The organism is Pseudomonas sp. TE21394 (assembly GCF_054057835.1).
On sequence record NZ_JBSRZR010000001.1, the window covers coordinates 3,166,263 to 3,190,802 of the forward strand.

Genomic DNA, 24,540 nt, shown 5'->3' on the forward strand with positions numbered 1-24,540 from the left:
CCACCCAGCCCAAGCCAGTTTGCAAAACGCCAAACTACTGAAACAATGCACACCATTTTTCGGAAATGGTCGTACGGAGAACAGCGGGTGCAGATCCAGGGTCACTATGAGCTGAAGTTCGAAGCGGTGCGTGAAGCGTTCGCTGCGCTGTTCGATGATCCCCAGGAGCGTGGCGCCGCGCTGTGCATCCGGGTCGGTGGCGAAACCGTTGTCGACCTGTGGGCCGGCAGTGCCGACAAGGATGGCCAGCAGGCCTGGCACAGCGACACCATCGCCAACCTGTTTTCCTGCACCAAGACCTTCACCGCTGTAACCGCCCTGCAGCTTGTCGGCGAGGGCAAGCTGGCCCTGGATGTTCCGGTGGCCAACTACTGGCCCGAGTTCGCCCAGGCTGGCAAACAGGCGATTACCCTGCGCCAACTGCTCAGCCACCGCGCCGGCCTGCCGGCCATCCGCGAGTTGCTGCCAGCCGAGGCCCTGTACGACTGGCAAACCATGGTCGATGCCCTCGCTGCCGAGACGCCCTGGTGGGTGCCTGGCACCGAGCATGGCTATGCCGCCATTACTTACGGCTGGCTGATCGGCGAGCTGATCCGTCGTGCCGACGGCCGTGGCCCTGGTGACTCGATCGTGGCCCGTACCGCGCGCCCGCTGGGGCTGGATTTCCATGTCGGGCTGGCGGACGAGGAGTTCCACCGCGTGGCGCATATCGCCCGTGGCAAGGGCAACCCCGGGGATGCAGCGGCGCAGCGCCTGCTGCAGGTCACCATGCGTGAGCCCGAGGCGCTGTCGACACGTGCCTTTACCAACCCACCGGCGATCCTGACCAGCACCAACAAGCCGGAATGGCGGCGCATGCAACAGCCGGCGGCCAATGGCCATGGCAACGCGCGCAGCCTGGCGGGCTTCTATGCCGGGCTGCTGGATGGCAGCCTGCTCGAATCCGAACTGCTCGATGAACTGACCCGCGAACACAGCCTCGGCCAGGACCGCACCTTGCTCACCCAGACCCGTTTCGGCCTGGGCTGCATGCTCGACCAGCCCCAGGTGGCCAATGCCACCTTTGGTCTCGGCGCTCGTGCCTTCGGCCACCCTGGCGCCGGCGGTTCGGTCGGTTTCGCCGACCCGGAGCACGACGTGGCCTTCGGCTTCGTGGTCAATACCCTTGGCCCTTACGTGCTGATGGACCCGCGAGCCCAGCATCTGGTGCGTGTACTTGCAAGTTGCCTTTGATCGGGTAATGCGGGTGTTGCCTCATGCCTTTGACTATCCTCAATGCCAACGCCTGAAGTGTGTAGGCAAAATTTCTTTCTATTTCATGGTGTATCGCTGATGTCTTCACATAAAACCTTAGCACTCGCCCTGTGCCTGACCGCCGTTACCGGCTGCGCCAGTCACTCCCAGGACGCCTCGAAGGACAGCGGCTCGAGCTGGTGGCCCTTCGGTTCGGACAAGGTTGCCGAGCAGGAAGTGAAGCAAGCCGTGACTGAAGACGTCGCCAAGGCCGACGCCAAGTCCGAAAGTGCCAGCCGTTGGTGGTGGCCATTCGGTGCTGAAGAGAAGCAGACCAAGGGCCCGGTAGTACCGAAGATCGACGAGAAGGCCACCCAGGCCTGGCTCGACGAATACGAGCCCAAGCTGCGGGAAGCGATCAAGGGCAGCAAGCTGGAGCTCGAGCGTCGTGACAACGTGCTGGCCGTGACCATTCCGGTGGACGGCTCGTACAACCCTGACCGCCCGAACATGCTGCTGCCGATGACACTGGGCCCGATTACCCGCGTGGCCAAGACCGTCGAAGGCGACGCCAAGACCGCCGTTCTGGTGCTCGGCCATGCCGACAGCAGCGGTGTCGCTGCCGCCAACCAGAAGCTCAGCCTGGAGCGCGCCGCTTCGGTGTCGGCGATCTTCCGCCTCAGCGGCCTGCAGCGTGACCGCCTGAACCTCAAGGGCATGGGTTCGGTCATGCCGCGCGCCGCCAACGACAGTGCCGAGGGCCGCGCCTTGAACCGCCGTGTGGAAATGCTGCTGACCCCGCAGAACACCATGGTTGCCCTGTTGGCCAAGTACCAGCAGGCGGCGCCGGCCCCGGTACCCGCGTCGATGGTGGCGGTGCAGGATACCAAGGCGCCAGCCGCCAAGGCTGCTGACAGCAAGCCGGCGGCCAAGGCTGCGGCGAAGAAGCCTGTAGCCAAGGCCAAGGCCAAGACGCCAGCCAAGACCACCGCCAAGAAAAAGGCCGCGGCAACCAAGCCTGCGGCCAAGAAAGCTACCGCTGACAAGAAAGTAGCTGTCAACAGCCCTGCGAAGACCAACTGATCGTCAAGGAACGCAGCAATGACCCAATCCCTGGCTGATATGCGCCGCGACTACACCCGTGATGGCCTGGCCGAAGCCCAGGCCCCGGGGGAGCCGTTCGCCCTGTTCCACCAGTGGTTCGCCGATGCGGTGAAAACCGAGCAGGCCCCGGTGGAAGCCAATGCCATGACTCTGGCCACCGTCGATGCCGACGGCCGCCCCCATTGCCGCGTGTTGCTGCTCAAGGGGCTCGATGAGCATGGTTTCACCTTCTTTACCAACTACGACAGCGCCAAGGGCCAGCAATTGTTGGCAAACCCCTACGCCGCCATGACCTTCTTCTGGCCGGCGTTGGAACGTCAGGTGCGCATCGAAGGGCGGGTGGAAAAGGTCACAGCCGAGGAATCGGACGCCTACTACCAGGTACGCCCTCTGGGTAGCCGCCTGGGGGCCTGGGCTTCGCCGCAGAGCCGGGTGATTGCCGGGCGTGAGGAACTGGAAGGTCTGGTCAAGGCTACCGAGGCACGCTTCTCCGACACCCAGCCGCATTGCCCGGAACACTGGGGTGGCTACCGCTTGCTGCCTGGGCGAATCGAGTTCTGGCAGGGCCGGGCCAGCCGGTTGCATGACCGGCTGAACTACCGGCTGGTTGATGGGCAATGGCTGCGCGAGCGCCTGGCACCCTGACATTCCGGGGCCGCCTTGCGGCCTTTCAGGCCACCGGCCGGTATCGCCTCCCTTACTGTTCCCTGCAGGGGCGGCCTTGTGCGGCCATGGGCTGCGCAGCAGCCCCGCCAATCAATCAGGCTACCCCGTATACTCCGCCGCCTCGCGCTGCAGCCACACCGCCAACTGCTTGCGCCCAACCTTCTCGCTCCGTGCCTGTTCCAGCTTTTGCAACATGTACGCCCGCTTGCCAGGGTCCGCCCCGGCCAGCGACAACGCCAGGTCACGCTCTATCCAGCGGCGCATGCGCACATACAACCATCCGTGGAAATACAACCCTGCAAGGGTGGTGACCACGACGATGAAGTAATCCATGGCTATCCTTGGTCTCACTTGAAAAGGCATTGGCACAGCCACGCTGGCTGTACCTCGGCTGAATAAAAACAATTTTATTGCGCTTGTACCGTGACAGTCGTCAACGTGCAGCGTCTAATGAGCACCTGACTTATGGAGACATTACCCATGCGTAAATCCGCTTTGCTGGTGGCGACCTTCACCACCATGTCGTTGTTGCTGGGTGGCTGTGCCTCTAGCCTGACCGGTGACAGCTACTCCCGTGATGAGGCCCGCCGCGTGCAGACCGTGCGTATGGGCACCATCGAATCCCTGCGCCCGGTCAAGATCGAGGGTACCAAAACCCCGATCGGCGGTGGTGCTGGCGCCATCGTTGGTGGCGTGGCCGGTAGTGCCGTGGGTGGTGGCCGTGGCAGCATCGTCGCCGCCGTGATCGGTGCTGTAGCCGGTGGCCTGGCCGGTTCTGCAGCCGAAGAAGGCCTGACCCGCACCCAGGGCGTGGAAATCACCGTACGTGAGGACGACGGCAGCATGCGTGCCTATGTCCAGGCCGTGCAGGAGAACGAAATCTTCCGCGTTGGCGACCGCGTGCGCATCATGACTGTCGACGGTACCAGCCGCGTCACGCACTGATTTCGCGCAGCAACGAAAACCCCGACATGGCTGCACGCCAGTCGGGGTTTTTCATGTAGTGGCCAGGTCAGCCTGCGCTGGGCTTGCGGCTGGCCATGGCGGTTACGGCGTAGCCGAGCACGGCAGCAAGGAACGAACCGGTAAGAATACCCATGCGGTCCATTCCGGCGTATTCACTGCTGCCTGGCACGAAGGCCAGGGAACCAACGAACAGGCTCATGGTGAAGCCGATGCCGCACAGGATCGCCACGCCCAGCAACTGCCCCCAACCGGCGCCTGCTGGCAACGCAGCCAGGCGCAGTTTGACGGCGACCCAGGTCAGGCCGAAGACCCCGACGGTCTTGCCCAGCAGCAACCCGACGGCAATGCCCAGCGGCACCGGGTGGGTGAAGCTGTCTACGGTCATGCCAGCCAGCGAAACACCGGCATTGGCAAAGGCGAACAATGGCAGGATGGCATAGGCGACCCACGGGTGCAGGGCATGTTCCAGAGCGTGCGATGGCGAGCGTTCGCCATGGCCAGTGCGCAGCGGGATGCACAGCGCCAGGGCAACGCCAGCCAGCGTGGCGTGCACGCCGCTCTTGAGCACGCAGACCCACAGGACCAGACCCACGATCATGTAAGGCCCCAGCTTGACCACGCCAAGCCGGTTCATCGCCACCAATACCACCAGGCACGCCGCTGCCAGCAGCAGCGACACGCTCGACAGGGTGCCCGAATAGAACAGCGCGATAACGATGATCGCACCCAGGTCATCGATGATTGCCAAGGTCATCAGGAACAGTTTCAGCGATACCGGCACGCGCTTGCCCAGCAGGGCCAGCACACCAAGAGCGAAGGCGATGTCGGTAGCGGTGGGGATTGCCCAACCGGCCACTGCTGGCGGGTTATCACGGTTGATGAACCAGTAGATCAATGCCGGTACCACCATGCCGCCCACGGCGGCGGTAGCCGGCAGGATCACCTGGGACGGTCTGGACAGGTGGCCGTCGACCACTTCGCGCTTGACCTCCAGGCCAATGAGCAGGAAGAACAGCGCCATCAGGCCGTCGTTGATCCACAACAGCAGCGGCTTGGCGATCTGCAAAGCGCCGACCTGAACGGCGACGGGCACGTCGAGCAGGCCGCTGTACAGGTAGGACAGCGGCGAGTTGTTGATGATCAGGGCCAGTACGGCCGCGGCGATCAGCAGCAGGCCGCTGGCGGCTTCGAGCTGCAGGAAACGGGTTAACAGGCTACGCACGGGCTATGGGCTCTCCATGGGCAGTTACGGATGGAACGGGCGTACACCCTAGCCTGTGAAGATATGCTTTCAAACAAAAACTATATTCTTTTTTGTTATATGTTGTTGCTGGGCTGGGCTGGGCTGGGCTGGAGCAAGCCTAGATGCAGAATGGGAAAGATGGAGTAGGGGAAATCTGATGGTTTTCGGATTTCTCTGGCGTTTATGAGGGCGTTTTCGCGGTTTGCCTGAGAAAACGCCCTCGTAGGCCGGGAGTGGTCAGAGGCCGAGCATATCCCGCGCCACCGCCTCGGCAATGCGAATACCATCGACACCTGCCGACAGGATCCCACCCGCATACCCGGCCCCTTCACCCGCCGGGAACAGACCCTTGAGGTTCAGGCTCTGGAAGTCATCACCGCGAGTGATGCGCAACGGCGACGAGGTGCGTGTCTCGATCCCGGTCAACACCGCATCGTGCAGGTTGTAGCCCTTGATCTGCCGGTCGAATGCCGGCAATGCCTCGCGGATCGCTTCGATGGCGAAGGCCGGCAGGCTCGGCGCCAGGTCGCCCAGGGTCACGCCCGGCTTGTAGGATGGCTCGACACTGCCCAGCGCAGTCGATGGCCGGCCGGCGACGAAGTCACCCACCAGTTGCGCCGGGGCCTGATAGTTGCTGCCGCCCATCACATAGGCGTGGGCTTCCAGGCGCTCCTGCAGCTCGATGCCGGCCAGCGGGCCGCCGGGGTAGTCGCGCTCAGGGTCGATACCAACGACGATCCCGGAGTTGGCGTTGCGCTCGTTACGCGAGTACTGGCTCATGCCGTTGGTCACCACCCGGCCTGGCTCGCTGGTGGCAGCGACCACGGTGCCACCTGGGCACATGCAGAAGCTGTACACCGAGCGGCCATTGCTGGCGTGATAGACCAACTTGTAATCGGCGGCGCCGAGTTTCGGGTGACCGGCGTATTTGCCCAGGCGCGCCTTGTCGATCAGCGTTTGCGGGTGCTCGATACGGAAGCCCACCGAAAACGGCTTGGCTTCCATGTACACGCCCTTGGCGTGCAGCATGCGGAAGGTATCGCGGGCACTGTGACCCAGGGCCAGCACCACGTGGCGTGAGTGCAACTGCTCGCCGCTTTCCAGCACCACGCCGGTCAGTTGGCCATCTTCGATCAGCAGGTCGGTGACCTTCTGCTGAAAGCGTACTTCAGCGCCCAGGGCGATCATGTCCTGGCGCATCTGCTCGACCATGCCGGTCAGGCGGAAGGTGCCGATGTGCGGCTTGTTGATGTACAGGATTTCGTCCGGCGCACCGGCCTTGACGAATTCTTCCAGCACTTTGCGGCCATGGTGTTGCGGGTCCTTGATCTGGCTGTACAGCTTGCCATCGGAGAAGGTGCCGGCGCCGCCTTCGCCGAACTGCACGTTGGACTCGGGGTTGAGCACGCTCTTGCGCCACAGGCCCCAGGTGTCCTTGGTGCGTTGGCGCACTTCCTTGCCGCGTTCGAGGATGATCGGCTTGAAGCCCATCTGGGCCAGCAGCAGGCCGGCGAAGATGCCGCATGGGCCGAAGCCGACCACGATCGGGCGCTCCTGCAGGTTGGCCGGGGCCTGGCCGACGAACTTGTAGGTCACGTCAGGCGCCGGGCCAATGTTGCGATCGTCGGCGAACTTGTTGAGCAGTTCGGCTTCGTTGCTGGCTTCCAGGTCGATGGTGTAGATGAACAGCAGTTCGCTGTTCTTCTTGCGCGCATCGTAGCTGCGCTTGAACAGGTTGAAGCTGAGCAGTTGCTCGTCGCGGATGCCCAGGCGCTGGACGATGGCTTCACGCAGGGCTTCGTCGGGATGGTCCAGGGGCAGCTTCAGTTCGGTGATTCGTAGCATGGCAGGGTCCAGTATCCCGGCCATGGGCGGCCGGCGGCTTTACACAAACCGCCAAGTATAAGCTGTTCGCCGCCCCGACTGGCAGGATAAAAGCACCCGGCGATCAGTTGTCGCGCGCACCACCGAAGTAACCGCAGCCGCGCAGGGTCTGGCCGTCGATGCGCAATTCGGCGCGCAGGTGACGCACGGCGCCAGTGGCGCCATCGAGGCAGCGTTGCGGGGCGACCCACAGTTCAACGTGCTGGCTGTTGGCTTCACTCGTCAGGGTCAGGCCGCCGCCGGGCACTTCTTCTTCGAGGAATGGCAGGGGCAGCGGGTCCTTGCCGACGCGGTTGAGCACCATGCCCTTGCCGCTGGCCTTGATGTCCCATTCCGGTTCGTGGCCGGTGGCGCGCAGCGTCAGCTGCTTGAAGTTGGGGTCTTCACAGGCGCGGGTGGAAGGTTCCAGGCGATACAGTTGGCGCACTTCGAGCTGGCCGTCGTTGCTCGCCTGCTTGCTGCCGGTGAGGCGCCCACGGACGTCGGCGAACAGCTTGTCGTTGGCGTCCTTGGCCAGGTTTGCAGCCTCTTGCAGGATACCGGTAGCAGCAACGTCGTTGATCACGAAGGTACGGTTTTCAGTGCATGGTTTGAACAGCAACTGGCCACCGGCGGCGCGCAGTTCACCCTGCATGCGTGTGGTGCCGATGTTCGGGTCGCTGGGGGCGGCGGCCATGAACTGGCAACCACCGAACAGGGGCAGCAGGGCACTGAGCAGCAGGGTAGGGGTGAGGCGCATGGGACGGGCTCCGCAGAATCTTTGCCAAAGAGCTGGCCACGTTACTCAGGCTGGCGGCTGATCTCAAGCTAATGGTTGCCTGTGCCGGCCTCTTGCGGATGCAGGCATTACATGCCTGGCAGGCATGAAAAAGGGCCCGAAGGCCCTTTTTTCGATCATCCCCCCAGGTACGCGTCGCGCACCTTCGGGTCGGTCAGCAGTGCTTCACCGGTCCCCTGCATCACCACTCGGCCGTTTTCCAGCACGTACGCCCGGTCTGCGATCTTCAGCGCTTGGTTGGCGTTCTGCTCCACCAGGAACACGGTCACGCCATCACGGCGCAGCTGTTCGATGATGTCGAAGATCTGTTGGATGATGATTGGCGCAAGGCCCAGCGAAGGCTCGTCAAGCAGCAGCAGCTTGGGCTTGCTCATCAGTGCCCGGCCAATGGCGAGCATCTGCTGCTCGCCACCGGACATGGTGCCGCCCCGCTGGATATAACGCTCCTTCAGGCGCGGGAACAGTTGCAACACTTTGTCCAGCTGCTCCTGGTAATCGCCCTTGTCGGTGAAGAATCCACCCATCGCCAGGTTTTCCTCGACAGTCAGGCGCGAGAACACGCGGCGGCCTTCCGGCACCACCGCGATGCTCTTGCGCATGATGTGCGAGGACGGCTGGCCGACCAGTTCTTCGCCCAGGTACTTGATGCTGCCGCTGTGCGCCTGCGGCGAGCCGCACAGAGTCATCAGCAAGGTCGACTTGCCGGCACCGTTGGCACCGATCAGGGTGACGATCTCGCCCTGGTTGATTTCCACATTGACGCTGTGCAGCGCCTGGATCTTGCCGTAGAAGGTGGAAACGTTCTCGAACTTCAGCATTTACGCTTCCCCCAGGTAGGCTTTGATCACATCAGGGTTGTCGCGGATCTCTTCCGGCGTGCCATGGGCCAGGGGGGTGCCCTGGTTGATCACCACGATATGGTCGGAAATGCTCATCACCAGTTTCATGTCGTGCTCGATCAGCAGCACGGTGACGTTGTGCGACTCACGCAGGTAGGCGATCAGAGCCTTGAGGTCTTCGGTTTCCTTCGGGTTCAGGCCCGCTGCCGGTTCGTCGAGCATGATGATGCGCGGCTGGGTCATCATGCAGCGGGCGATTTCCAGGCGGCGTTGCTGGCCGTAGGCGAGGGTGCCGGCGGTACGGTTGGCGAATTCGGTCAAGGCGACCTTTTCCAGCCAGTACTGTGCGCGTTCCATGGCCTCCTTCTCGCTGCGGCGGAAGCTCGGGGTCTTGAACAGGCCGGCGAAGAAGTTGGTGTTCAGGTGGCGGTGCTGGGCGATCAGCAGATTTTCCAGTGCGGTCATTTCCTTGAACAGGCGCACGTTCTGGAAGGTCCGCACCACGCCCTTGCGGGCGATCTGGTGGCCGGCCAGGCCCTGGATCGGCTGGCCATCGAGCAGGATGGTGCCGCCGCTGGGCTTGTAGAAGCCGGTCAGGCAGTTGAACACAGTGGTCTTGCCGGCACCGTTCGGGCCGATCAGTGCCACCACCTGTTTCTCCTTGACGGTCAGGCCCACGCCGTTGACCGCCAACAAGCCGCCGAAGCGCATGCTCAGGCCGCTGACTTGCAGAATTTCACGGCTCATCGATGCAGCTCCATGTGTGGTCGTTGCATAGGCAGCAAGCCTTGCGGACGCCAGATCATCATCAACACCATCAGCGCACCGAACATCAGCATCCGGTATTCGCTGAACTCACGCATCAGCTCGGGCAGCAGGATCATCACGATGGCCGCGAGAATCACGCCCAGCTGCGAGCCCATGCCGCCGAGCACGACGATGGCGAGGATGATCGCCGACTCGATGAAGGTGAACGACTCCGGGGTCACCAGACCTTGGCGCGCGGCGAAGAAGCTGCCGGCGAAACCGGCGAAGCAGGCACCCAGGGTGAACGCCGAAAGCTTGATCACGGTTGGGTTCAGGCCCAACGCACGGCAGGCGATCTCGTCTTCGCGCAGGGCTTCCCAGGCGCGGCCGATCGGCATGCGCAGCAGGCGGTTGATCACGAACAGCGCCAGCAGGGCCAGCAGCAGGGCCACCAGATAGAGGAAGATGACCTTGTTGATCGAGTTGTATTCCAGCCCGAAGAACTCATGGAAGGTCTGCATGCCCTCGGCGGCACGGCGTTCGAAGGTCAGGCCGAAGAACTCCGGCTTGGGGATGTTGCTGATGCCGTTGGGGCCGCCGGTCCAGTCGGTGAGGTTACGCAGGAACAGGCGGATGATCTCGCCGAAACCGAGGGTCACGATCGCCAGGTAGTCACCGCGCAGGCGCAGCACCGGGAAGCCGAGCAGGAAGCCGAAGGTAGCGGCCATCAGACCGGCGATCGGCAGGCACACCCAGAAGCTCCAGCCCAGGTAGTGCGAGAGCATCGCGTAGCTGTAGGCACCGACGGCGTAGAAACCGACGTAGCCGAGGTCGAGCAGGCCCGCCAGGCCGACCACGATGTTCAGGCCCAGGCCCAGCAACACGTAGATCAGGATCAGCGTGGCAATGTCGACCGCACCGCGCGAACCGAAGAACGGCCACACCAGCGCGGCGACGATCAGGCCCAGGATGACGTAGCGCTGGGTCTTCGGCAGGGTCAGGTAGTTGCTGACGGCCGGCGGGATCAGCTTGCGATCCGAACGGCGGCCCATCACCGCGCTCCACTGCTTGTCGAACAGCACGCGCAGGAACATCAACACCGAACACACGGCGATGATACTGATGGTGAACGAACCCTGGCTGTGCACCGCCAGGCTGATGCCGTCGATGCTCAGTTTCAGGCCCAGCACCGGGAAGGCCACGGCCCAGACCAGCAAGGCGCTGAAGAACGCCTGTTTGAGATTTCTGTTCATACTTTTTCAACCTCCGGGCGGCCCAGGATGCCGGTCGGCCGGAATAGCAGGACAAGAACCAACAAGCCGAATGCCACTACGTCCTTGTACTGGTCGCCGAAGATATCGGCACCGAACGCTTCGGCCACGCCCAGCACCAGCCCGCCGAGCATGGCGCCCGGGATGCTGCCGATGCCACCCAGCACCGCCGCGGTGAAGGCCTTCAGGCCCACCAGGAAACCGGCGTTGGGGTTGATCACCCCGTACTGCATGCTCAGCAGCACAGCCGCCACCGCCGCCAGGGCGGCACCGATGACGAAGGTGAGGGCGATGATGTTGTTGGTGTTGATGCCCAGCAGGTTGGCCATCTTGATGTCCTCGGCGCAGGCGCGGCAGGCGCGGCCCAGGCGGGAACGGGAGATGAACAGGGTGAGGCAGGTCATGGCCACCAGGGTGACCACGAACACAAGGATCTGCATGTAGCTGATCAGTACTTCTTCAGCACCGCCTGGCCCGAAGGAGAAGCTTCCGGGGATCAGGTTGGGGATGGACTTGTCCTTGGAGTCCTGCGACAGCAAGACGGTGTTCTGCAGGAAGATCGACATGCCAATGGCGGAAATCAGCGGGATCAGGCGGTTGCTGTTGCGCAGGGGGCGGTAGGCAACCCGTTCGATGCTGTAGCCATAGGCACTGGTGACGAAGATCGTCGCGACGAAGGCGACGGTCATCAGGATCGGCAGCGAATGGATACCCATCATGGCCAGGCCCGCCAGGGCAATGAAAGCCACGTAGGAACCGATCATGTACACCTCGCCGTGGGCGAAGTTGATCATGCCGATGATGCCGTACACCATGGTGTAGCCGATGGCGATCAAGGCATAGGTGCTGCCAATGGTCAATCCATTAACCAGTTGTTGGAAGAAATGGTAGATCTCAGGCATTACAGCGCTCCTAAAAACCTGATTTGCATTTCGCTGGCGCGGGTACGGCCAGGAAACCGCGGGTGACGGTTTTAAGATTTTCAGGTGAACCCGCCCCCGGATCGCGGGGATCAGGCCCATGAACCTCGTAAAACAAAGCCCACTGCTCGCACAGTGGGCTCCTAGGTCAGCTATTAGTCACGCAGTTACTGAGGGGAGACTTCGGTCTTCGGCTTGCCGAAGTGCCATTCGTAGACCACGAACTTGAAGTCTTTCAGGTCGCCTTTGTCGTCGAACGACAGGGTACCGGTCGGGGTCTTGAAGGAACCGGCGTGGATGGCCTCTGCCACCTTCTCGGCGTCTTCGGACTTGGCTTGCTTGATACCCTGGGCGATCAGCTCCACAGCCGAGTAGGCCGGGAACACGAACGGGCCGCTTGGGTCCTTGCCGTCAGCCTTGATGGCATCGACGATGGCCTTGTTCTCGGGGTCGGCGTCGAACGACTTCGGCAGGGTCACCAGCAAGCCTTCGGAGGCGTTCTGGGCGATCTGCGAGATGGAGTCGTTACCCACACCTTCCGGGCCCATGAACTTGGCTTTCAGGCCTTTTTCCTGAGCCTGGCGCAGGATCAGGCCCAGCTCCGGGTGGTAGCCGCCGTAGTAGACGAAATCGACGTTGTTCTGCTTGAGCTTCTGGATGATCGAGGAGAAATCCTTGTCACCGGCGTTCAGGCCTTCGAACACGGCAACCTTGGTGCCTTTCTGCTCGAGGGTCTGCTTGACCGCGGTGGCGATGCCTTCACCGTACTGTTGCTTGTCGTGCAGCACCGCGACCACCTTCGGCTTGACGTGGTCGGCGATGTAGTTCCCGGCGGCCGGGCCCTGGGCGCTGTCCAGGCCGATGGTGCGGAAGATCAGCTTGTAGCCACGGGCGGTGATTTCCGGCGAGGTGGCGGCCGGGGTGATCATGATCACGCCTTCGTCTTCGTAGATGTCGGACGCCGGTTGGGTAGAACTGGAGCACAGGTGGCCGATGACGAACTTGACGCCGTCGTTGACCACTTTGTTGGCGACTGCCACGGCCTGTTTGGGGTCGCAGGCGTCGTCGTATTCCTTGGCTTCGAGCATCTTGCCATCGACGCCGCCCTTGGCGTTGATATCCTTGATGGCTTGCTTGGCGCCGATGAACTGCATGTCGCCGTACTGGGTCACAGGGCCGGTCTTGGGACCTGCAATCCCGATCTTGATGGTATCGGCGGCAAACGAATGGCTGGCTACCCCGGCCAGGACCATTGCGGCGAACAGCTTGGAAATCTTGATCATAGTGCTCCACTCATTCTGTTGTAATTCTTATAGTCCTGGCGGCCAGGGCTACAGACCGGGCGGGATTCGCGGCTGGCCATGCCAACGCGCAAGCCCACCTTCCCCCGGAACATGTCCCGGAACTGTACCGGTACAGTGTAGAGCGCTGTTCAAGCGCTTGAAAAGCGTTCGAAAAGTGCCTGTTTCCTGGGTTGTCGCTTGGTCGACATAAAGATACAAAAAGGCGCCATCAATCTGCCTGTATCTATGATCCCGCCCCATAAAATCGGGATCGATCGACCAAATTACATATTTGAAACCGGGTTTTTCTGCAAAAATGCCGGCCTTTTTATTGATCGACTTTTGCGGAAACGGCCCATGACTGATCACACAAGCACCCTCTATGCCAAACTGCTTGGCGAGACGGCAACCATCGAGTGGAAAGCACTGGAGCGTTTTTGGGCCAAAGGTGACCTGATTTGGGTCGACCCAAGCCTGGACCTGATCACCGTTGCCGAGGCGATGGCCGAGAATCGCAGCGAGATCTTCGCCAAGTGGCGTAGTGATGGCACTGTCGGCCTGGTGACTGCCGAGCAGGCTCAGGACCTGCAAAGCCGCGACCCAGAGATCTGGGCGGTGGTGGTTTCGCCGTTCATCGTGATCCAGGTGAAGCGTCCGGCCAACGCGTGATCATTTTTGGTGCGCGAAAATGCGCAGCAGCTCCGTTATGGTGCTCGAAGGCGCTCAGCACGGGTAGAGGTAAGTAACAATTCGGCGTGGCGGTAACAGTTTACGGGATGCGTAATGCGCACCAGTCTGCCAGGTGAAGCGCAACCGTGTAGCCAGGATAATCTTCGAACTAGCCAGGAGTGATGATGAGCACTGAACTACCTTCGCTTGGGTTCGCCGGGATCGGCCTGATGGGGTTGCCCATGTGCCGGCGCCTGCTCGCCGCAGGCTACACGCTGACGGTGTGGAATCGCAGCCCGGACAAGTGCGCCGCCCTGGTCGCCGCTGGTGCGCGCCTGGCCAGCAGCCCAGCCGAACTGTGCCGCAACAGCGATATGGTGTTGCTGTGCCTGGCCGACACCGCTGTCGTGCGCGAGGTAGTGTTCGGTGAACAAGGCATTGCCCTGGGCGGGCACAGCGGCCAGTTACTGGTCGATTTCTCCAGCCTTGATCCGACCGCGACGCGGGAGATGGCCGCCGAGCTGGCGGCGCTGTGCGGCATGGCGTGGCTGGATGCGCCAGTATCTGGCGGCACACCTGGTGCCGAAGCCGGTAGCTTGGCGATCATGGTCGGTGGCGCGGCGGCCGACCTGGAACGCGCGCGCCCTGTGCTGCAGGTACTGGGCCAGCGCGTGACGCACATGGGCGCGGTGGGGGCAGGCCAGGTAACCAAGGCCTGCAACCAGATGATCGTGGCCTGCAATGCCCTGGTCATCGCCGAAGTGGTGGCATTGGCCGAACGGTCGGGGGTGGATGCGACCCTGATTGCCGAAGCACTGGCTGGCGGTTTTGCCGATTCCAGGCCACTGCAGATCCTCGCGCCACAGATGGCCGAAAGCCGCTTCGAGCCGATCAAATGGCACGTGCGTACGCTGCTCAAGGATCTTGATGGTGCGGTGAAGCTATCCCGCGAGCAAGGCTCGGCGACGCCACTCAGTGGCCTCGCTGCCCAACTGATGCGTTTGCATGCAAGCCAGGGCTACCAGGAAAAAGACCCGGCGACCCTGGTCGAACTGTACCGCAGCAAGGGTTGATCACCCCGCTGGGTGACCTGGCAGGCTAGCCTGCCACCAGCACGCGGATGGCTTCCAGGCGCAGGGCCGCTTTTTCCAACATCGCCAGGCCTTCTTCACGCTGCTTGCGCAGCGCCTCGATCTCACTGTCGCGCACGCTCGGGTTGACCGCTTGCAGCGCGACCAGGCGGGCCAGCTCTTCGTCGGCTTCCGCCGCCAGGCGGCGCTGGGCTTCGGCCACGCGCTCGACGTGGGCCGGCAGGATCTTGGCCTCACCACTGCTGATGCGCTTGGCCAGCACGTCGCGCTGGGCCTGGACAAACTTGTTGGCGCTGGCGCGCGGTACGCTTTCGAGCTGGTCGTTGAGGGTTTCGAAGGCCACGCGGGAAGCCAGGTCGTTGCCGTTGGCATCGAGCAGGCAACGCAAAGCAGCCGGTGGCAGGTAACGGCCCAGTTGCAGGCTGCGCGGCGCCACCACCTCACTGACGAACAGCAGTTCAAGCAGCACGGTACCCGGCTTGAGCGCCTTGTTCTTGATCAGCGCCACGGCGGTGTTGCCCATCGAGCCGGACAGCACCAGGTCCATGCCGCCTTGCACCATCGGGTGTTCCCAGGTGAGGAACTGCATGTCCTCGCGTGACAGCGCCTGGCCACGGTCGTAGGTAATGGTCACGCCTTCGTCGTCACCCAGCGGGAAGCTGGCGTCGAGCATCTTCTCGCTCGGCTTGAGGATCAGAGCGTTCTCGGAATGGTCTTCGCTGTCGATGCCGAAGGCGTCGAACAGGGTTTCCATGTAGATCGGCAGGGCGAACTGGTCATCCTGTTCGAGAATGGCCTCGACCAGTGCCTGGCCTTCACCGCCACCGCCGGAGTTCAGCTCCAGCAGGCGGTCACGGCCAGTATGCAGTTCGGCTTCCAGACGTTCGCGCTCACTGCGGGCATCGGCCACCAGTGCATCCCAGGCCTTGCTTTCGCCGGTTTCGAGCAGCGGCAACAGGCGTGGGCCGAACTGGTGCTGCAGGGCGTTGCCGGTCGGGCAGGTATTGAGGAAGGCGTTGAGGCCTTCGTGGTACCACTGGAACAGGCGTTCCTGTGGGCTGCCTTGAAGGTAAGGGACATGCAACTGGATGGTGTGCTTTTGGCCGATACGGTCGAGGCGGCCGATGCGCTGTTCCAGCAGGTCCGGATGCGCTGGCAGGTCGAACATCACCAGGTGATGGGCGAACTGGAAGTTGCGGCCTTCGCTGCCGATTTCGGAACAGATCAGCACCTGCGCGCCGAACTCTTCGTCGGCAAAGTAGGCAGCGGCCCGGTCACGTTCGAGGATGCTCATGCCTTCATGGAACACCGAGGCCGGGATGCCGGAGCGCACGCGCAGGGCGTCTTCCAGGTCCATCGCGGTCTCGGCATGGGCGCAGATCACCAGCACCTTGGTGCGTTTGAGCATCTTCAGGGTGTCGATCAGCCAGTCGACGCGTGGGTCGAAACGCCACCAGCGCTCGTCGTCGGCCACCTCGCCCTGGGCCTGGAAGGCGACTTCCGGGTACAGCTCGGCATGCTCGCCGGCTGGCAGGTCGCGGTACTGCTCGGGCGTAGCCAGCGGGTAAGGGTGCAGCTGACGCTCCGGGAAACCCTGGATGGCCGCACGGGTGTTGCGGAACAGCACGCGGCCGGTGCCGTGGCGGTCGAGCAGCTCGCGGATCAGGCGCGCGCTGGCCTGGGTATCGCCGTCGCTGACGGCGGCCAGCAGGGCCTCGCCTTCGGCGCCGAGGAAGCCCTGGATGGTGGCGTGGGCCGTGGGTGACAGGCGGCCTTCGTCGAGCAGTTCCTGAACGGCTTCAGCCACCGGGCGATAGTGTTCACTCTCGGCGCGGAAGGCCGCCAGGTCATGGAACCGGTTGGGGTCGAGCAGGCGCAGGCGGGCGAAGTGACTGTCCTGGCCGAGCTGTTCGGGGGTGGCAGTGAGCAGCAGAACGCCCGGGATCACCTGCGCCAATTGTTCGACCAGGCCGTATTCGGTACTGACCTGATCTTCGTGCCAGACCAGGTGGTGGGCTTCGTCGACCACCATCAGGTCCCAGCCGGCGGCGAACAGCGCGTCCTGGGCCTTTTCGTCGTCGACCAGCCATTCCAGGGCCACCAGCGCCAATTGGGCATCTTCGAACGGGTTGCTGGCATCGCTTTCGATGAAACGTTCGGCGTCGAACAGCGCCACCTGCAGGTTGAAGCGACGGCGCATTTCCACCAACCACTGGTGCTGGAGGTTTTCCGGCACCAGGATCAGCACGCGGCTGGCGCGGCCCGACAGCAGCTGGCGGTGGATCACCAGGCCGGCCTCGATGGTCTTGCCCAGGCCCACTTCGTCGGCCAGCAGGACACGTGGCGCGCTGCGGTCGGCCACCTCGCGGGCGATGTGCAACTGGTGGGCGATGGGCTGGGCGCGGCAGCCGCCCAGGCCCCACAGCGCCGATTGCATCTGCTTGCTGGTGTGCTGCAGGGTGTTGTAACGCAGGCTGAACCACGACAGCGGGTCGATTTGCCCGGCGAACAGGCGGTCGCTGGCCAGGCGGAACTGGATAAAGTTCGACAGCTGGGTTTCCGGCAGGGTGCGCGGCTGGTTCTGCCCGTCCAGACCGTGGTAGACCATCAGCCCGTCGACGTCCTCGACCTCGCGCACGGTGAGCTTCCAGCCTTCGAAGTGGGTGATCTGGTCACCGGGCGAGAAACGTACGCGGGTCAGCGGCGCATTGCGCAGGGAATACTGACGGGTGTCGCCAGTGGCCGGGTAGAGCACGGTCAACAGACGGCCATCCTGCGCCAGGATGGTACCCAGGCCGAGCTCGGCTTCGCTGTCGCTGATCCAGCGTTGCCCCGGTTGATACTGCTGCGCCATACTGCCTGAACTCCCGCGATGAAAAAGCCGATTATGTTAACGGATCGGCCGGTCGGACCAAAGTGCCGAGCGCACCGAAAGATGCGCAAATGCCGCAACAGGCCTCCACAGGCCATGCAACAGTCTAGTCGTTTCATCGCCCATACCGTGTTGCTGAAGAGGGCTTCGGATCGCCATGTCTGCCAAGCACCGCTGGTTGCGTACTTCGATAGCCGTGGGCAGCCTGGTGCTGCTGGTCGCCTGCGAGCAGAAAAACTTCGAGCCCCTGCCTGCCATCCCGATGGAGCAGCTCGAAGTGCTGGGCGTGCAGACGCCGATCAAGAGCGTGCATTTTCGTGACCGCAACGGTGAAGGCCTGCTGGTGCTGAGCCGTAGCGATGGCCAGGCCAGCGACCCGGAAAGCGAACAGGAAGTGGACAAAGTAGTACTCAAGGCCACGTTGTACGGGCGTAGTGCCGAAAACGACGCGTTCAAGGCGCGCTGGCAGATCGAACAGGAAACCAGCTGCCCGGGCCTGGATCTGGATGTGGATTTCTATAACGACGTCAGCGATGTCAGCGACCTGAACAAGGACGGTGTCGCCGAGGTTACGGTCGCCAGCCATGCCTTCTGCGGCGGCGGCATCGACCCGCACGACATCGCCATCGAAATGCGCGAAGGGCAGGCCAGTTACACCATCACCGGCCAGTCGCTGATCACCCCGGCAGGTGAAGAGCCGATCGGCGGTGAACGTGCGGACAGCGCCTCGCTCAAGGCAGCACCGCAGGTGCTGCGCGAGCACTTGGACAAGGTCTGGCAGCAGGTGTACAAGCGGCCCTGGAGCGAGGTCAGCGCACCAGCCGACGACGACCCTGACGACGAAGCTGAATAAAACTTGTCCATGTCTTCAAGGTAAGTCTGCGCCTGCCGATACAGAGGGCATAGGAGAACGTCCATGTTGCCACCGATCATTCCGCTCAGCGCCGCTCCGGTGACTTCACAACAGGATCCGGTCAAGCCGACCCCCGATATCAAACCGGTGGTACCGGCGCAGCCTGCATCCGGGGAAAGTGCCATCGACCTCAAGCGCCAGCGGGACCCGCAGGAGCAGGCGCTGCTGCTGCGCGAAGAGCAGCGTCGCCAGCAACGCCGGCACAAGGGCAGCGACGAGCGCTACAGCGCGATGCCGGGTGATGAGGTCAACGCCGACAACACCGTGCCGGTAGCGCCGTTGATGGGCGAGCATGAACGCCAGGGGCTGCTGGTGGATATCGAAGTCTGACGTGGGGCTGGTCAGCGTCTGCGCCTGGCTTCATCATGCAAGCCTCAGTTGATCGTCGAGCCCACCCATGAGCCAAGACAACCTCATCGATTTCGATGCCGAACGCGCCAAGCGCGTCCATGACCTCAAGGAAAAGCGCCTGAACGAAATGCGCAACGCATTCGAACAGGCCCTGCCATTGAGCACCAGCAAGAAAAAGAAACCCAAGGGCAAGCCGAAGAAGCGCTGAAACTTGATGCAGGTCAACCTTGCACCCGCCTTGCGTGCCCGGCCCCGGGCACTATTGACACCGATCAATTTTTCCGCCCCTGACATTGGTTAACGTGCACCCATCGGATAACGGCAGACGAATGGGGAGGCCAGCATGTTCTTCGACAATGTGGTTATCGCCGGGGTGGTAACGGTCGGGTTGATGTTTGCATTCTTTGCCGGTCTGGGCATTTTCATCTGGAAGGACTCGCACAAGCGCAAGCCGCGCTGACCTTCCAGGTACACGAGCACGCAAGGCATTTGGGGCGACTTCGGTCGCCCATTTTTTTGCCTGCGATTTGGCGCCACCAGGGGCGCGAGTCCGTGAGAGTTGGCTGGTTCTGGAAAAGGCCGAAGCGGAAAAGCTTTTAACCACAAAGATGATTAGCTAGCTAATTAATAGGTTTCGCTTTATTCTTTCTCTCGTTGTCTATCTTTGAACAAGTCATCCCCGCAAGGTCCGCCTCGTGCCTATCACCCTCCAGGCCCTGTTCGCCCCCAGCAGCCTCGCCCTGAAGTTCGCCATCAAGACCCTGTTTGGTGGCGGCCTGGCATTGTGGCTGGCGATGCGCTGGGGCCTGGAACAACCGGCCTGGGCATTGATGACCGCCTTCATCGTCGCCCAACCGCTGTCGGGCATGGTGGTGCAGAAGGGCCTGGCGCGGCTGGCGGGGACCTTGGTCGGTACGCTCATGTCGGTGCTGTTCATCGGCCTGTTCGCCCAGGCCCCGTGGCTGTTCCTGCTTACCCTGGCGCTGTGGCTGGCCCTGTGCACCGCCGCTTCCACCCAATTGCGTAGCGCCTGGGCCTATGCCTTCGTGCTGGCCGGTTACACCGCCGCGATCATCGCCTTGCCGGCCATTGACCACCCGTTGCAGGTGTTCGACCAGGCCGTCGCACGCTGCACCGAGATCTGCCTGGGAATCTTCTGTGCCACCGCCAGCAGTGCTCTGCTCTGGCCCATGCGCGTCGAACAGCAACTGAGCGGGCAGGCCCGCCAGGCCTGGCAGAATGGCCTGCAGGCTGCGAGTGCCATGCTGGGCGGTGAGGATGAGGCGCGCAAAGGCTTGCTGGAGAGCCTGGGGCGTATCGTTGCCATCGACAGCCAGCGCGAACACGCCTGGTTCGAAGGCAGCCGTGGCCGCCAGCGTGCCCGCGCCATTCGTGGCCTGAGCCAGAAACTGATGGTACTGCTGCGCATTTCCCGCTCGGTGCGCCGACAATGGCGACAACTTGACGAACACGAGGCCGGACGCCTGGCGCCTTGGCTGGAGCAGGTGCGGGCGTTGCTCGGCAAGCCCGACTCGCCCAGCCTGCTGGTGCTGCGTCAGCGCCTCTGGGATGCAGCCCACGATGAACAGATCAGTTCGACCGAGCACTACTGTCTGGCGCGCATGGCCTTGCTGCTGGACTACGCCATGGCCGCCAGCCAGGCACTGGAGGATGTGGAGGCGGGCAGGGCGCCGAAAGATGTGGCCCAGGGCCTGGCAGTGCATCGTGACTGGTCGCTGGCCTTGCTGTTCGGCTCACGCAGTGCGCTGGCCTTTCTGGTAATGAGCGGCTTCTGGCTGGCCACGGCGTGGCCATCAGCACCGGGAGGGCTGGTGCTGACCTGTGTTGTGTGCAGCCTGTTCGCCAGCCGCGAGAATGGCGCCCAGATCGGCCTGAGCTTTTTGCGCGGAATCTTTCTGGCGATTCCTGCCGCGTTTCTGGTCGGGCAGATACTGTTACCGCAATGGAGCAGCTTCGCGATGCTCTGCCTGGGCATGGGCGTGCCGCTGTTTCTGGGTGCCCTGGGCATGGCGCATCCACGCACCGGGGCCACCGCTACCTCCTATTGCCTGCACTTCATCGTGCTGGTTTCGCCGCTTAATGCCATGCAGTTCGGTGTGGCCACGTTGCTCAACAGCGCGCTGGCCATGCTGGTCGGTGTGTCAGCCGCGGTAATGGCCTTCCGCTTGCTGGTATTTCGCCACCCTGCCTGGCTGGGCCGGCGCCTGCGTGCAGCGACCCAGAGTGACCTGGCGCGCCTGACCCGGCGCGACCTGCGCGGTGCCGACACCTGGTTCGGTGGGCGTATGGCCGACCGTCTGATGCAGCTGGCGCGGCATGCCGGCGAACTGCCCGATAGCGAGCGCAAGCGCTGGGATGACGGCCTGCACGGGCTGGATATCGGTGATGAGCTGGTACATCTGCGCATGTGCCTGGCCGTTGCCCAGGCCCCGTTGGGCCAGGCCGAGCGCGACTATCTGCAGCAGCTGGAAGCGGTGCTGGCCAAGGGGCCGGCGCCCGGGCGTGGTCATAATCTGGACGCCACCAGTGAGGCATTCATAGGTGCTCTGCGCCGGCAACCCTCGAGCGACCCGCTGCGGTTGGCCGAAGGGGCAGTGTTGCAATTGCAGAAAAGCTGGCGCAAGTGGTGCCACTGGCAGGAGGAAGCCCATGGGATTGCGTGAATGGGAAGTCGGCGGCGTGCTGTTCAGCCCGTTCCTGGTCTATGTGTTGCTGGCGCTGGTGCTCACCGGCGTGCTGCGCCTGGTGGTGCAGGCCACGCCGCTGGGGCGCTGGATCTGGCATGAAGCGCTGTTCGATGCGGCGTTGTTCGTTTGTGTGTTGTTCCTGGTGGTGCGACTGCTGGGAACTCTATAAAAGGAGTGTTTCGATGCGTGCGGCCGTACGTATTCTGGTGACCTTGTGTGTGGTGGCCCTGGCCGTGTTCGCCGGCTACCAGCTGTGGCAGTACTACATGCTCACGCCCTGGACGCGTGACGCCCGGGTGCGCGCCGATGTGGTGGTGATTGCCCCCGACGTATCGGGCTGGGTACGCGAGCTCAAGGTGCATGACAACCAACAGGTCAAGGCAGGTGACCTGCTGATGACCATCGACCGCGAACGCTTCCAGGCGGCTTTCGACCAGGCCAGCGCAGTGACCGAGACCCGCGCCCAACAGTTGCGCTTGCGCGAACGTGAGGCTGCCCGGCGGACTGCCCTTGGGCCAGAGGCGATCAGTGCCGAGCTACGCGAGAACGCCCAGATCAACGCGGCCATCGCACGTGGCGAATTGCACGAAGCCGAGGCACAGTTGCAGATTGCCAGGATCAACCTGGCGCGCAGTGAGGTGCGCGCACCTCGCAGCGGGCATATCACCAACCTGCGGCTGGCCCAAGGCAACTATGTGAACGCCGGGGAGTCGGTGATGGCGCTGGTGGATGATTCAACCTTCTATATCCAGGCCTATTTCGAGGAAACCAAGCTACCGCGCATTCGCGTAGGGGACACGGTGAAAGTCTGGCTGATGGGGGCGGGCGAACCGATGCAAGGGCATGTGCAAAGCATCAGCCGCGGCATCACCGACCGCAACAGCAATCCGGACAGCCAGCTGCTGCCGGAGGTGGAGCCGACCTTCAACTGGGTGCGGCTGGCGCAGCGCATCCCGGTACGTATTCGCCTGGACCAAGTACCGCAGGGCGTAGCACTGAGTGCCGGGATGACGGCGAGTGTGCAGGTGCATGAGGAGCAGAAGTAGGCCCCGAGGCCGTTGCGCAGTGGTTTTCGTATTGCTGCAGAAGCGGGCTGGCGTCGCGATGGGCCGCAACGCGGCCCCCAATTTCCCGTTTCAGAGGAACATTCCGCCCGACACCTCCAGCCGCTGCCCGGTTATCCAGCCATTCCCGTCCTCCAGCAACAGCGCAATCGCCGCGCCGATATCATCCGGCAAGCCCACCCGCCCGAGCGCCGTGTTGCCAGCAATGTATTCATTCACCTGGCGGTTGTCCCTTACCACGCCCCCGCCGAAATCGGTCTCGATTGCCCCCGGCGCCAGAATGTTCACCCGAATGCCGCGTGCGCCAAGTTCCTTGGCCTGGTAGCGGGTCAGCACTTCCATCGCCCCCTTCATCGCGGCGTAGGCGGCATACCCCGGCAGGGCAAAGCGCGCCAGGCCGGTGGAGATGTTGATGATGCGGCCATTATCCACCAACAGCGGCAACAGGCGCTGGGTAAGGAAGAACGGGCCTTTCAATTGAATGTTCAGTAACTGGTCGAACTGCGCCTCGCTGGTCTCGGTGTACGGCACATTCAGACCGATGCCGGCATTGTTCAGCAGAAAGTCGAAACGCTCGCGACCAAACTGCTGTTGCAGAGTGCTTTCCAGACGCTGGGCGAAGTCGGCGAAACTGCTACTGTCACCAACGTCCAGCTGCAACATGGCTGCCTTGACTCCTGCCTGTTCCAGGCGGGCGGCCACGCCCTGCGCTTCCTCCGCCTTGCTGTGGTAGGTGCCGATCACGTCGATACCGCGTGCGGCCAGGTGTTCGGCGGCATTGCGGCCGAGGCCGCGGCTGGCGCCAGTGATGAGGGCGATCTTGCGGGTCATGGCGAAAACCTCCTGTGGGTGGATGAGCACAGGTTATTGGTCAGCCGATTGCTGTTAAATCCAGCAAATATGGAAATACTGTTCGGTAAAACCGGATAGTTGGAGGTTTAAGTGAACAAGCTGGAGCTGTTGCGTACCTTTGTGCGGGTCAGTGAAGTCAGTAGTTTCACCTTGGCGGCGGAAAGCCTGGGGCTGCCGCGTTCGACCGTGTCGGAGCAGGTGAGGATGCTGGAACGCATGCTGGGTACGCAGCTACTCAACCGGACCACACGGCGGGTACGAACGACCCAGGATGGTGCCTTGCTGTACGAACGCAGCAAGGACTTGCTGTCGGGCATGGAGGAGATCGAAAGCCTGTTCTGCGCTGACGATGCCGAGCTGGCCGGGCGCCTGCGCATCGACCTGCCGACCATGATGGCGCGTCGGGTCATCATCCCGCAGCTGCCGCAATTTCTACAGCGCTTTGCGCGCCTGGAGGTGGAGCTCAGTTGCACCGATCGCCAGGTCGATCTGCTGCGCGAAGGCTTCGACTGCGTGATGCGTATCGGCGCCCTGCATGATCTGGATGTAGCGGCGCGGCCGGTCGGGCAACTGAGCATGCGCAACTGTGTCAGCCCCGCCTACCTGGCCCGCTACGGCGTGCCCCGCACACTGCAGGACCTGGCCGGGCACCAGCTGGTGCACTATGTGCGCAACCTGGGCGGGCGCAGTGCCGGTTTCGAATACCAGCATGGCAATGAGCTTCGCTACCAGGCCATGGCCGGTGTGGTGACGGTCAACAATGCCGAGGCGTATTCGGCCGCCTGCCTGGCCGGGCTGGGGCTGATCCAGGTGCCGGCGGTGGGCGTGGCCGAGCACCTGAAGCGCGGCGAGCTGGTTTCTGTGCTGGAAGACTGGCAGGCCCCGGCCATGCCGGTATCACTGCTGTATGCCCGGCAACGGCACGTGCCGCGCCGGGTGCAGGTATTCATGCAATGGCTGGGCGAGGTGCTGCACTCGCAGGTCGATGGCGGCCACTGATTGGTTAAAAACCATGGCAGCCGTGTGGCGGCTTGCGTTAGGCTTTCGCCCACCAGTCGCCCGCAGAGGCGACTCTTCCCCGCCAGG

Annotated in this window: 25 protein-coding genes; 14 read left to right on the forward strand and 11 right to left on the reverse strand. The window is 62.9% G+C overall.

The features are described from left to right. Positions 1-87: 87 nt before the first annotated feature. The 3 genes from ACVWZT_RS14590 to pdxH all read left to right on the forward strand — a co-directional run bounded on the left by ACVWZT_RS14590 (position 88) and on the right by pdxH (position 2,982). The gene (locus ACVWZT_RS14590) at positions 88-1,233 is read left to right on the forward strand and encodes a serine hydrolase domain-containing protein (protein WP_296230026.1); all 1,146 of its coding nucleotides are present in this window, start codon (positions 88-90) and stop codon (positions 1,231-1,233) included. A gap of 99 nt (positions 1,234-1,332) precedes the next feature. After that, positions 1,333-2,316: an OmpA family protein gene (locus tag ACVWZT_RS14595; RefSeq protein WP_296230027.1), complete on the forward strand. Its 984-nt coding sequence runs from the start codon at positions 1,333-1,335 to the stop codon at positions 2,314-2,316. Between the two features lie 18 nt (positions 2,317-2,334). Further along, the gene (gene pdxH, locus ACVWZT_RS14600) at positions 2,335-2,982 is read left to right on the forward strand and encodes a pyridoxamine 5'-phosphate oxidase (protein ID WP_457469978.1); all 648 of its coding nucleotides are present in this window, start codon (positions 2,335-2,337) and stop codon (positions 2,980-2,982) included. Positions 2,983-3,102: 120 nt separating this feature from the next. Here pdxH and ACVWZT_RS14605 read toward each other — a convergent pair whose 3' ends face one another. Next, entirely contained in the window at positions 3,103-3,336 is a 234-nt protein-coding gene (locus ACVWZT_RS14605; RefSeq protein ID WP_296230029.1) for a hypothetical protein, read from the reverse strand. 147 nt (positions 3,337-3,483) lie between these two features. Between ACVWZT_RS14605 and ACVWZT_RS14610 the strand changes: the two genes are divergently transcribed. Further along, complete coding sequence (locus ACVWZT_RS14610; protein ID WP_144170910.1) at positions 3,484-3,948, forward strand: outer membrane lipoprotein; 465 nt, start codon at positions 3,484-3,486, stop codon at positions 3,946-3,948. 67 nt (positions 3,949-4,015) lie between these two features. Here ACVWZT_RS14610 and nhaA read toward each other — a convergent pair whose 3' ends face one another. From nhaA to ACVWZT_RS14650, 8 genes are all read right to left on the reverse strand, one after another. Further along, a complete protein-coding gene (gene nhaA, locus ACVWZT_RS14615) occupies positions 4,016-5,191 on the reverse strand; it encodes a Na+/H+ antiporter NhaA (protein ID WP_457469981.1) in 1,176 nt (391 codons plus the stop codon). A 258-nt stretch (positions 5,192-5,449) separates the two neighbouring features. Further along, positions 5,450-7,057, reverse strand: a complete 1,608-nt coding sequence (locus ACVWZT_RS14620; protein WP_296230032.1) for an NAD(P)/FAD-dependent oxidoreductase — start codon at positions 7,055-7,057, stop codon at positions 5,450-5,452. Between the two features lie 103 nt (positions 7,058-7,160). After that, positions 7,161-7,835, reverse strand: coding sequence for a COG3650 family protein (locus tag ACVWZT_RS14625; RefSeq protein WP_457469984.1), 675 nt, complete (start codon positions 7,833-7,835; stop codon positions 7,161-7,163). Between the two features lie 155 nt (positions 7,836-7,990). Beyond that, entirely contained in the window at positions 7,991-8,692 is a 702-nt protein-coding gene (locus ACVWZT_RS14630) for an ABC transporter ATP-binding protein (RefSeq protein ID WP_013973921.1), read from the reverse strand. Then, a complete protein-coding gene (gene livG, locus ACVWZT_RS14635) occupies positions 8,693-9,460 on the reverse strand; it encodes a high-affinity branched-chain amino acid ABC transporter ATP-binding protein LivG (protein ID WP_170031819.1) in 768 nt (255 codons plus the stop codon). It abuts the gene before it with no gap. After that, positions 9,457-10,713 (reverse strand): high-affinity branched-chain amino acid ABC transporter permease LivM, encoded by a 1,257-nt coding sequence (locus ACVWZT_RS14640; protein ID WP_289130253.1) that lies wholly within the window; start codon positions 10,711-10,713, stop codon positions 9,457-9,459. The genes livG and ACVWZT_RS14640 overlap by 4 nt, the downstream gene beginning before the upstream one ends. Then, a complete protein-coding gene (livH, locus tag ACVWZT_RS14645; protein ID WP_025340356.1) occupies positions 10,710-11,633 on the reverse strand; it encodes a high-affinity branched-chain amino acid ABC transporter permease LivH in 924 nt (307 codons plus the stop codon). Before livH ends, ACVWZT_RS14640 begins: the two co-directional genes overlap by 4 nt. 185 nt (positions 11,634-11,818) lie before the next feature. Next, positions 11,819-12,934: a branched-chain amino acid ABC transporter substrate-binding protein gene (locus ACVWZT_RS14650; RefSeq protein ID WP_296230037.1), complete on the reverse strand. Its 1,116-nt coding sequence runs from the start codon at positions 12,932-12,934 to the stop codon at positions 11,819-11,821. Positions 12,935-13,291: 357 nt separating this feature from the next. Between ACVWZT_RS14650 and ACVWZT_RS14655 the strand changes: the two genes are divergently transcribed. Together ACVWZT_RS14655 and ACVWZT_RS14660 are read left to right on the forward strand one after the other, a co-directional pair. Beyond that, positions 13,292-13,603: a DUF2288 domain-containing protein gene (locus ACVWZT_RS14655; protein ID WP_457469987.1), complete on the forward strand. Its 312-nt coding sequence runs from the start codon at positions 13,292-13,294 to the stop codon at positions 13,601-13,603. 185 nt (positions 13,604-13,788) lie between these two features. Then, positions 13,789-14,676: an NAD(P)-dependent oxidoreductase gene (locus ACVWZT_RS14660; RefSeq protein ID WP_457469989.1), complete on the forward strand. Its 888-nt coding sequence runs from the start codon at positions 13,789-13,791 to the stop codon at positions 14,674-14,676. 25 nt (positions 14,677-14,701) lie between these two features. Here the strand turns inward: ACVWZT_RS14660 and rapA are convergent, their stop codons facing one another. Next, positions 14,702-17,548, reverse strand: coding sequence for an RNA polymerase-associated protein RapA (gene rapA / locus ACVWZT_RS14665; protein WP_296230041.1), 2,847 nt, complete (start codon positions 17,546-17,548; stop codon positions 14,702-14,704). Between the two features lie 175 nt (positions 17,549-17,723). Between rapA and ACVWZT_RS14670 the strand changes: the two genes are divergently transcribed. The 7 genes from ACVWZT_RS14670 (at position 17,724) to ACVWZT_RS14700 (ending at position 22,584) form a co-directional block, all read left to right on the forward strand. Beyond that, entirely contained in the window at positions 17,724-18,419 is a 696-nt protein-coding gene (locus tag ACVWZT_RS14670; RefSeq protein WP_296230043.1) for a M949_RS01915 family surface polysaccharide biosynthesis protein, read from the forward strand. A 63-nt stretch (positions 18,420-18,482) separates the two neighbouring features. After that, positions 18,483-18,809: an aspartate-semialdehyde dehydrogenase gene (locus ACVWZT_RS14675; RefSeq protein ID WP_296230044.1), complete on the forward strand. Its 327-nt coding sequence runs from the start codon at positions 18,483-18,485 to the stop codon at positions 18,807-18,809. A 67-nt stretch (positions 18,810-18,876) separates the two neighbouring features. Beyond that, complete coding sequence (locus ACVWZT_RS14680; protein ID WP_003254864.1) at positions 18,877-19,038, forward strand: hypothetical protein; 162 nt, start codon at positions 18,877-18,879, stop codon at positions 19,036-19,038. 135 nt (positions 19,039-19,173) lie between these two features. Next, positions 19,174-19,290, forward strand: coding sequence for a cytochrome c oxidase subunit CcoM (gene ccoM, locus ACVWZT_RS14685; RefSeq protein WP_027918924.1), 117 nt, complete (start codon positions 19,174-19,176; stop codon positions 19,288-19,290). A 235-nt stretch (positions 19,291-19,525) separates the two neighbouring features. Then, complete coding sequence (locus ACVWZT_RS14690) at positions 19,526-21,514, forward strand: FUSC family protein (RefSeq protein ID WP_296230048.1); 1,989 nt, start codon at positions 19,526-19,528, stop codon at positions 21,512-21,514. Further along, entirely contained in the window at positions 21,501-21,707 is a 207-nt protein-coding gene (locus tag ACVWZT_RS14695) for a DUF1656 domain-containing protein (RefSeq protein WP_296230050.1), read from the forward strand. The genes ACVWZT_RS14690 and ACVWZT_RS14695 overlap by 14 nt, the downstream gene beginning before the upstream one ends. Positions 21,708-21,720: 13 nt before the next feature. Then, the gene (locus ACVWZT_RS14700; RefSeq protein ID WP_457469994.1) at positions 21,721-22,584 is read left to right on the forward strand and encodes an efflux RND transporter periplasmic adaptor subunit; all 864 of its coding nucleotides are present in this window, start codon (positions 21,721-21,723) and stop codon (positions 22,582-22,584) included. A gap of 90 nt (positions 22,585-22,674) precedes the next feature. On the opposite strand, the gene ACVWZT_RS14705 is transcribed toward ACVWZT_RS14700, so the two are convergent. Further along, positions 22,675-23,433, reverse strand: coding sequence for an SDR family NAD(P)-dependent oxidoreductase (locus tag ACVWZT_RS14705; protein WP_457469996.1), 759 nt, complete (start codon positions 23,431-23,433; stop codon positions 22,675-22,677). Between the two features lie 111 nt (positions 23,434-23,544). Between ACVWZT_RS14705 and ACVWZT_RS14710 the strand changes: the two genes are divergently transcribed. After that, positions 23,545-24,453, forward strand: a complete 909-nt coding sequence (locus ACVWZT_RS14710; RefSeq protein ID WP_457469998.1) for a LysR family transcriptional regulator — start codon at positions 23,545-23,547, stop codon at positions 24,451-24,453. Positions 24,454-24,540 lie beyond the last annotated feature (87 nt).

Coding starts and splice junctions, on each gene's coding strand:
- ACVWZT_RS14620 (WP_296230032.1), bottom strand. CDS start 7,057: ATGCTACGAATCACCGAACTGAAGCTGCCCCTGGACCATCCCGACGAA.
- livG (WP_170031819.1), bottom strand. CDS start 9,460: ATGAGCCGTGAAATTCTGCAAGTCAGCGGCCTGAGCATGCGCTTCGGC.
- ACVWZT_RS14605 (WP_296230029.1), bottom strand. CDS start 3,336: ATGGATTACTTCATCGTCGTGGTCACCACCCTTGCAGGGTTGTATTTC.
- ACVWZT_RS14670 (WP_296230043.1), top strand. CDS start 17,724: ATGTCTGCCAAGCACCGCTGGTTGCGTACTTCGATAGCCGTGGGCAGC.
- ACVWZT_RS14650 (WP_296230037.1), bottom strand. CDS start 12,934: ATGATCAAGATTTCCAAGCTGTTCGCCGCAATGGTCCTGGCCGGGGTA.
- ACVWZT_RS14660 (WP_457469989.1), top strand. CDS start 13,789: ATGAGCACTGAACTACCTTCGCTTGGGTTCGCCGGGATCGGCCTGATG.
- ACVWZT_RS14595 (WP_296230027.1), top strand. CDS start 1,333: ATGTCTTCACATAAAACCTTAGCACTCGCCCTGTGCCTGACCGCCGTT.
- ACVWZT_RS14705 (WP_457469996.1), bottom strand. CDS start 23,433: ATGACCCGCAAGATCGCCCTCATCACTGGCGCCAGCCGCGGCCTCGGC.
- ACVWZT_RS14655 (WP_457469987.1), top strand. CDS start 13,292: ATGACTGATCACACAAGCACCCTCTATGCCAAACTGCTTGGCGAGACG.
- ACVWZT_RS14640 (WP_289130253.1), bottom strand. CDS start 10,713: ATGAACAGAAATCTCAAACAGGCGTTCTTCAGCGCCTTGCTGGTCTGG.
- rapA (WP_296230041.1), bottom strand. CDS start 17,548: ATGGCGCAGCAGTATCAACCGGGGCAACGCTGGATCAGCGACAGCGAA.
- ACVWZT_RS14610 (WP_144170910.1), top strand. CDS start 3,484: ATGCGTAAATCCGCTTTGCTGGTGGCGACCTTCACCACCATGTCGTTG.
- ACVWZT_RS14680 (WP_003254864.1), top strand. CDS start 18,877: ATGAGCCAAGACAACCTCATCGATTTCGATGCCGAACGCGCCAAGCGC.
- ACVWZT_RS14700 (WP_457469994.1), top strand. CDS start 21,721: ATGCGTGCGGCCGTACGTATTCTGGTGACCTTGTGTGTGGTGGCCCTG.
- ccoM (WP_027918924.1), top strand. CDS start 19,174: ATGTTCTTCGACAATGTGGTTATCGCCGGGGTGGTAACGGTCGGGTTG.
- ACVWZT_RS14625 (WP_457469984.1), bottom strand. CDS start 7,835: ATGCGCCTCACCCCTACCCTGCTGCTCAGTGCCCTGCTGCCCCTGTTC.
- pdxH (WP_457469978.1), top strand. CDS start 2,335: ATGACCCAATCCCTGGCTGATATGCGCCGCGACTACACCCGTGATGGC.
- livH (WP_025340356.1), bottom strand. CDS start 11,633: ATGCCTGAGATCTACCATTTCTTCCAACAACTGGTTAATGGATTGACC.
- ACVWZT_RS14675 (WP_296230044.1), top strand. CDS start 18,483: ATGTTGCCACCGATCATTCCGCTCAGCGCCGCTCCGGTGACTTCACAA.
- ACVWZT_RS14630 (WP_013973921.1), bottom strand. CDS start 8,692: ATGCTGAAGTTCGAGAACGTTTCCACCTTCTACGGCAAGATCCAGGCG.
- ACVWZT_RS14695 (WP_296230050.1), top strand. CDS start 21,501: ATGGGATTGCGTGAATGGGAAGTCGGCGGCGTGCTGTTCAGCCCGTTC.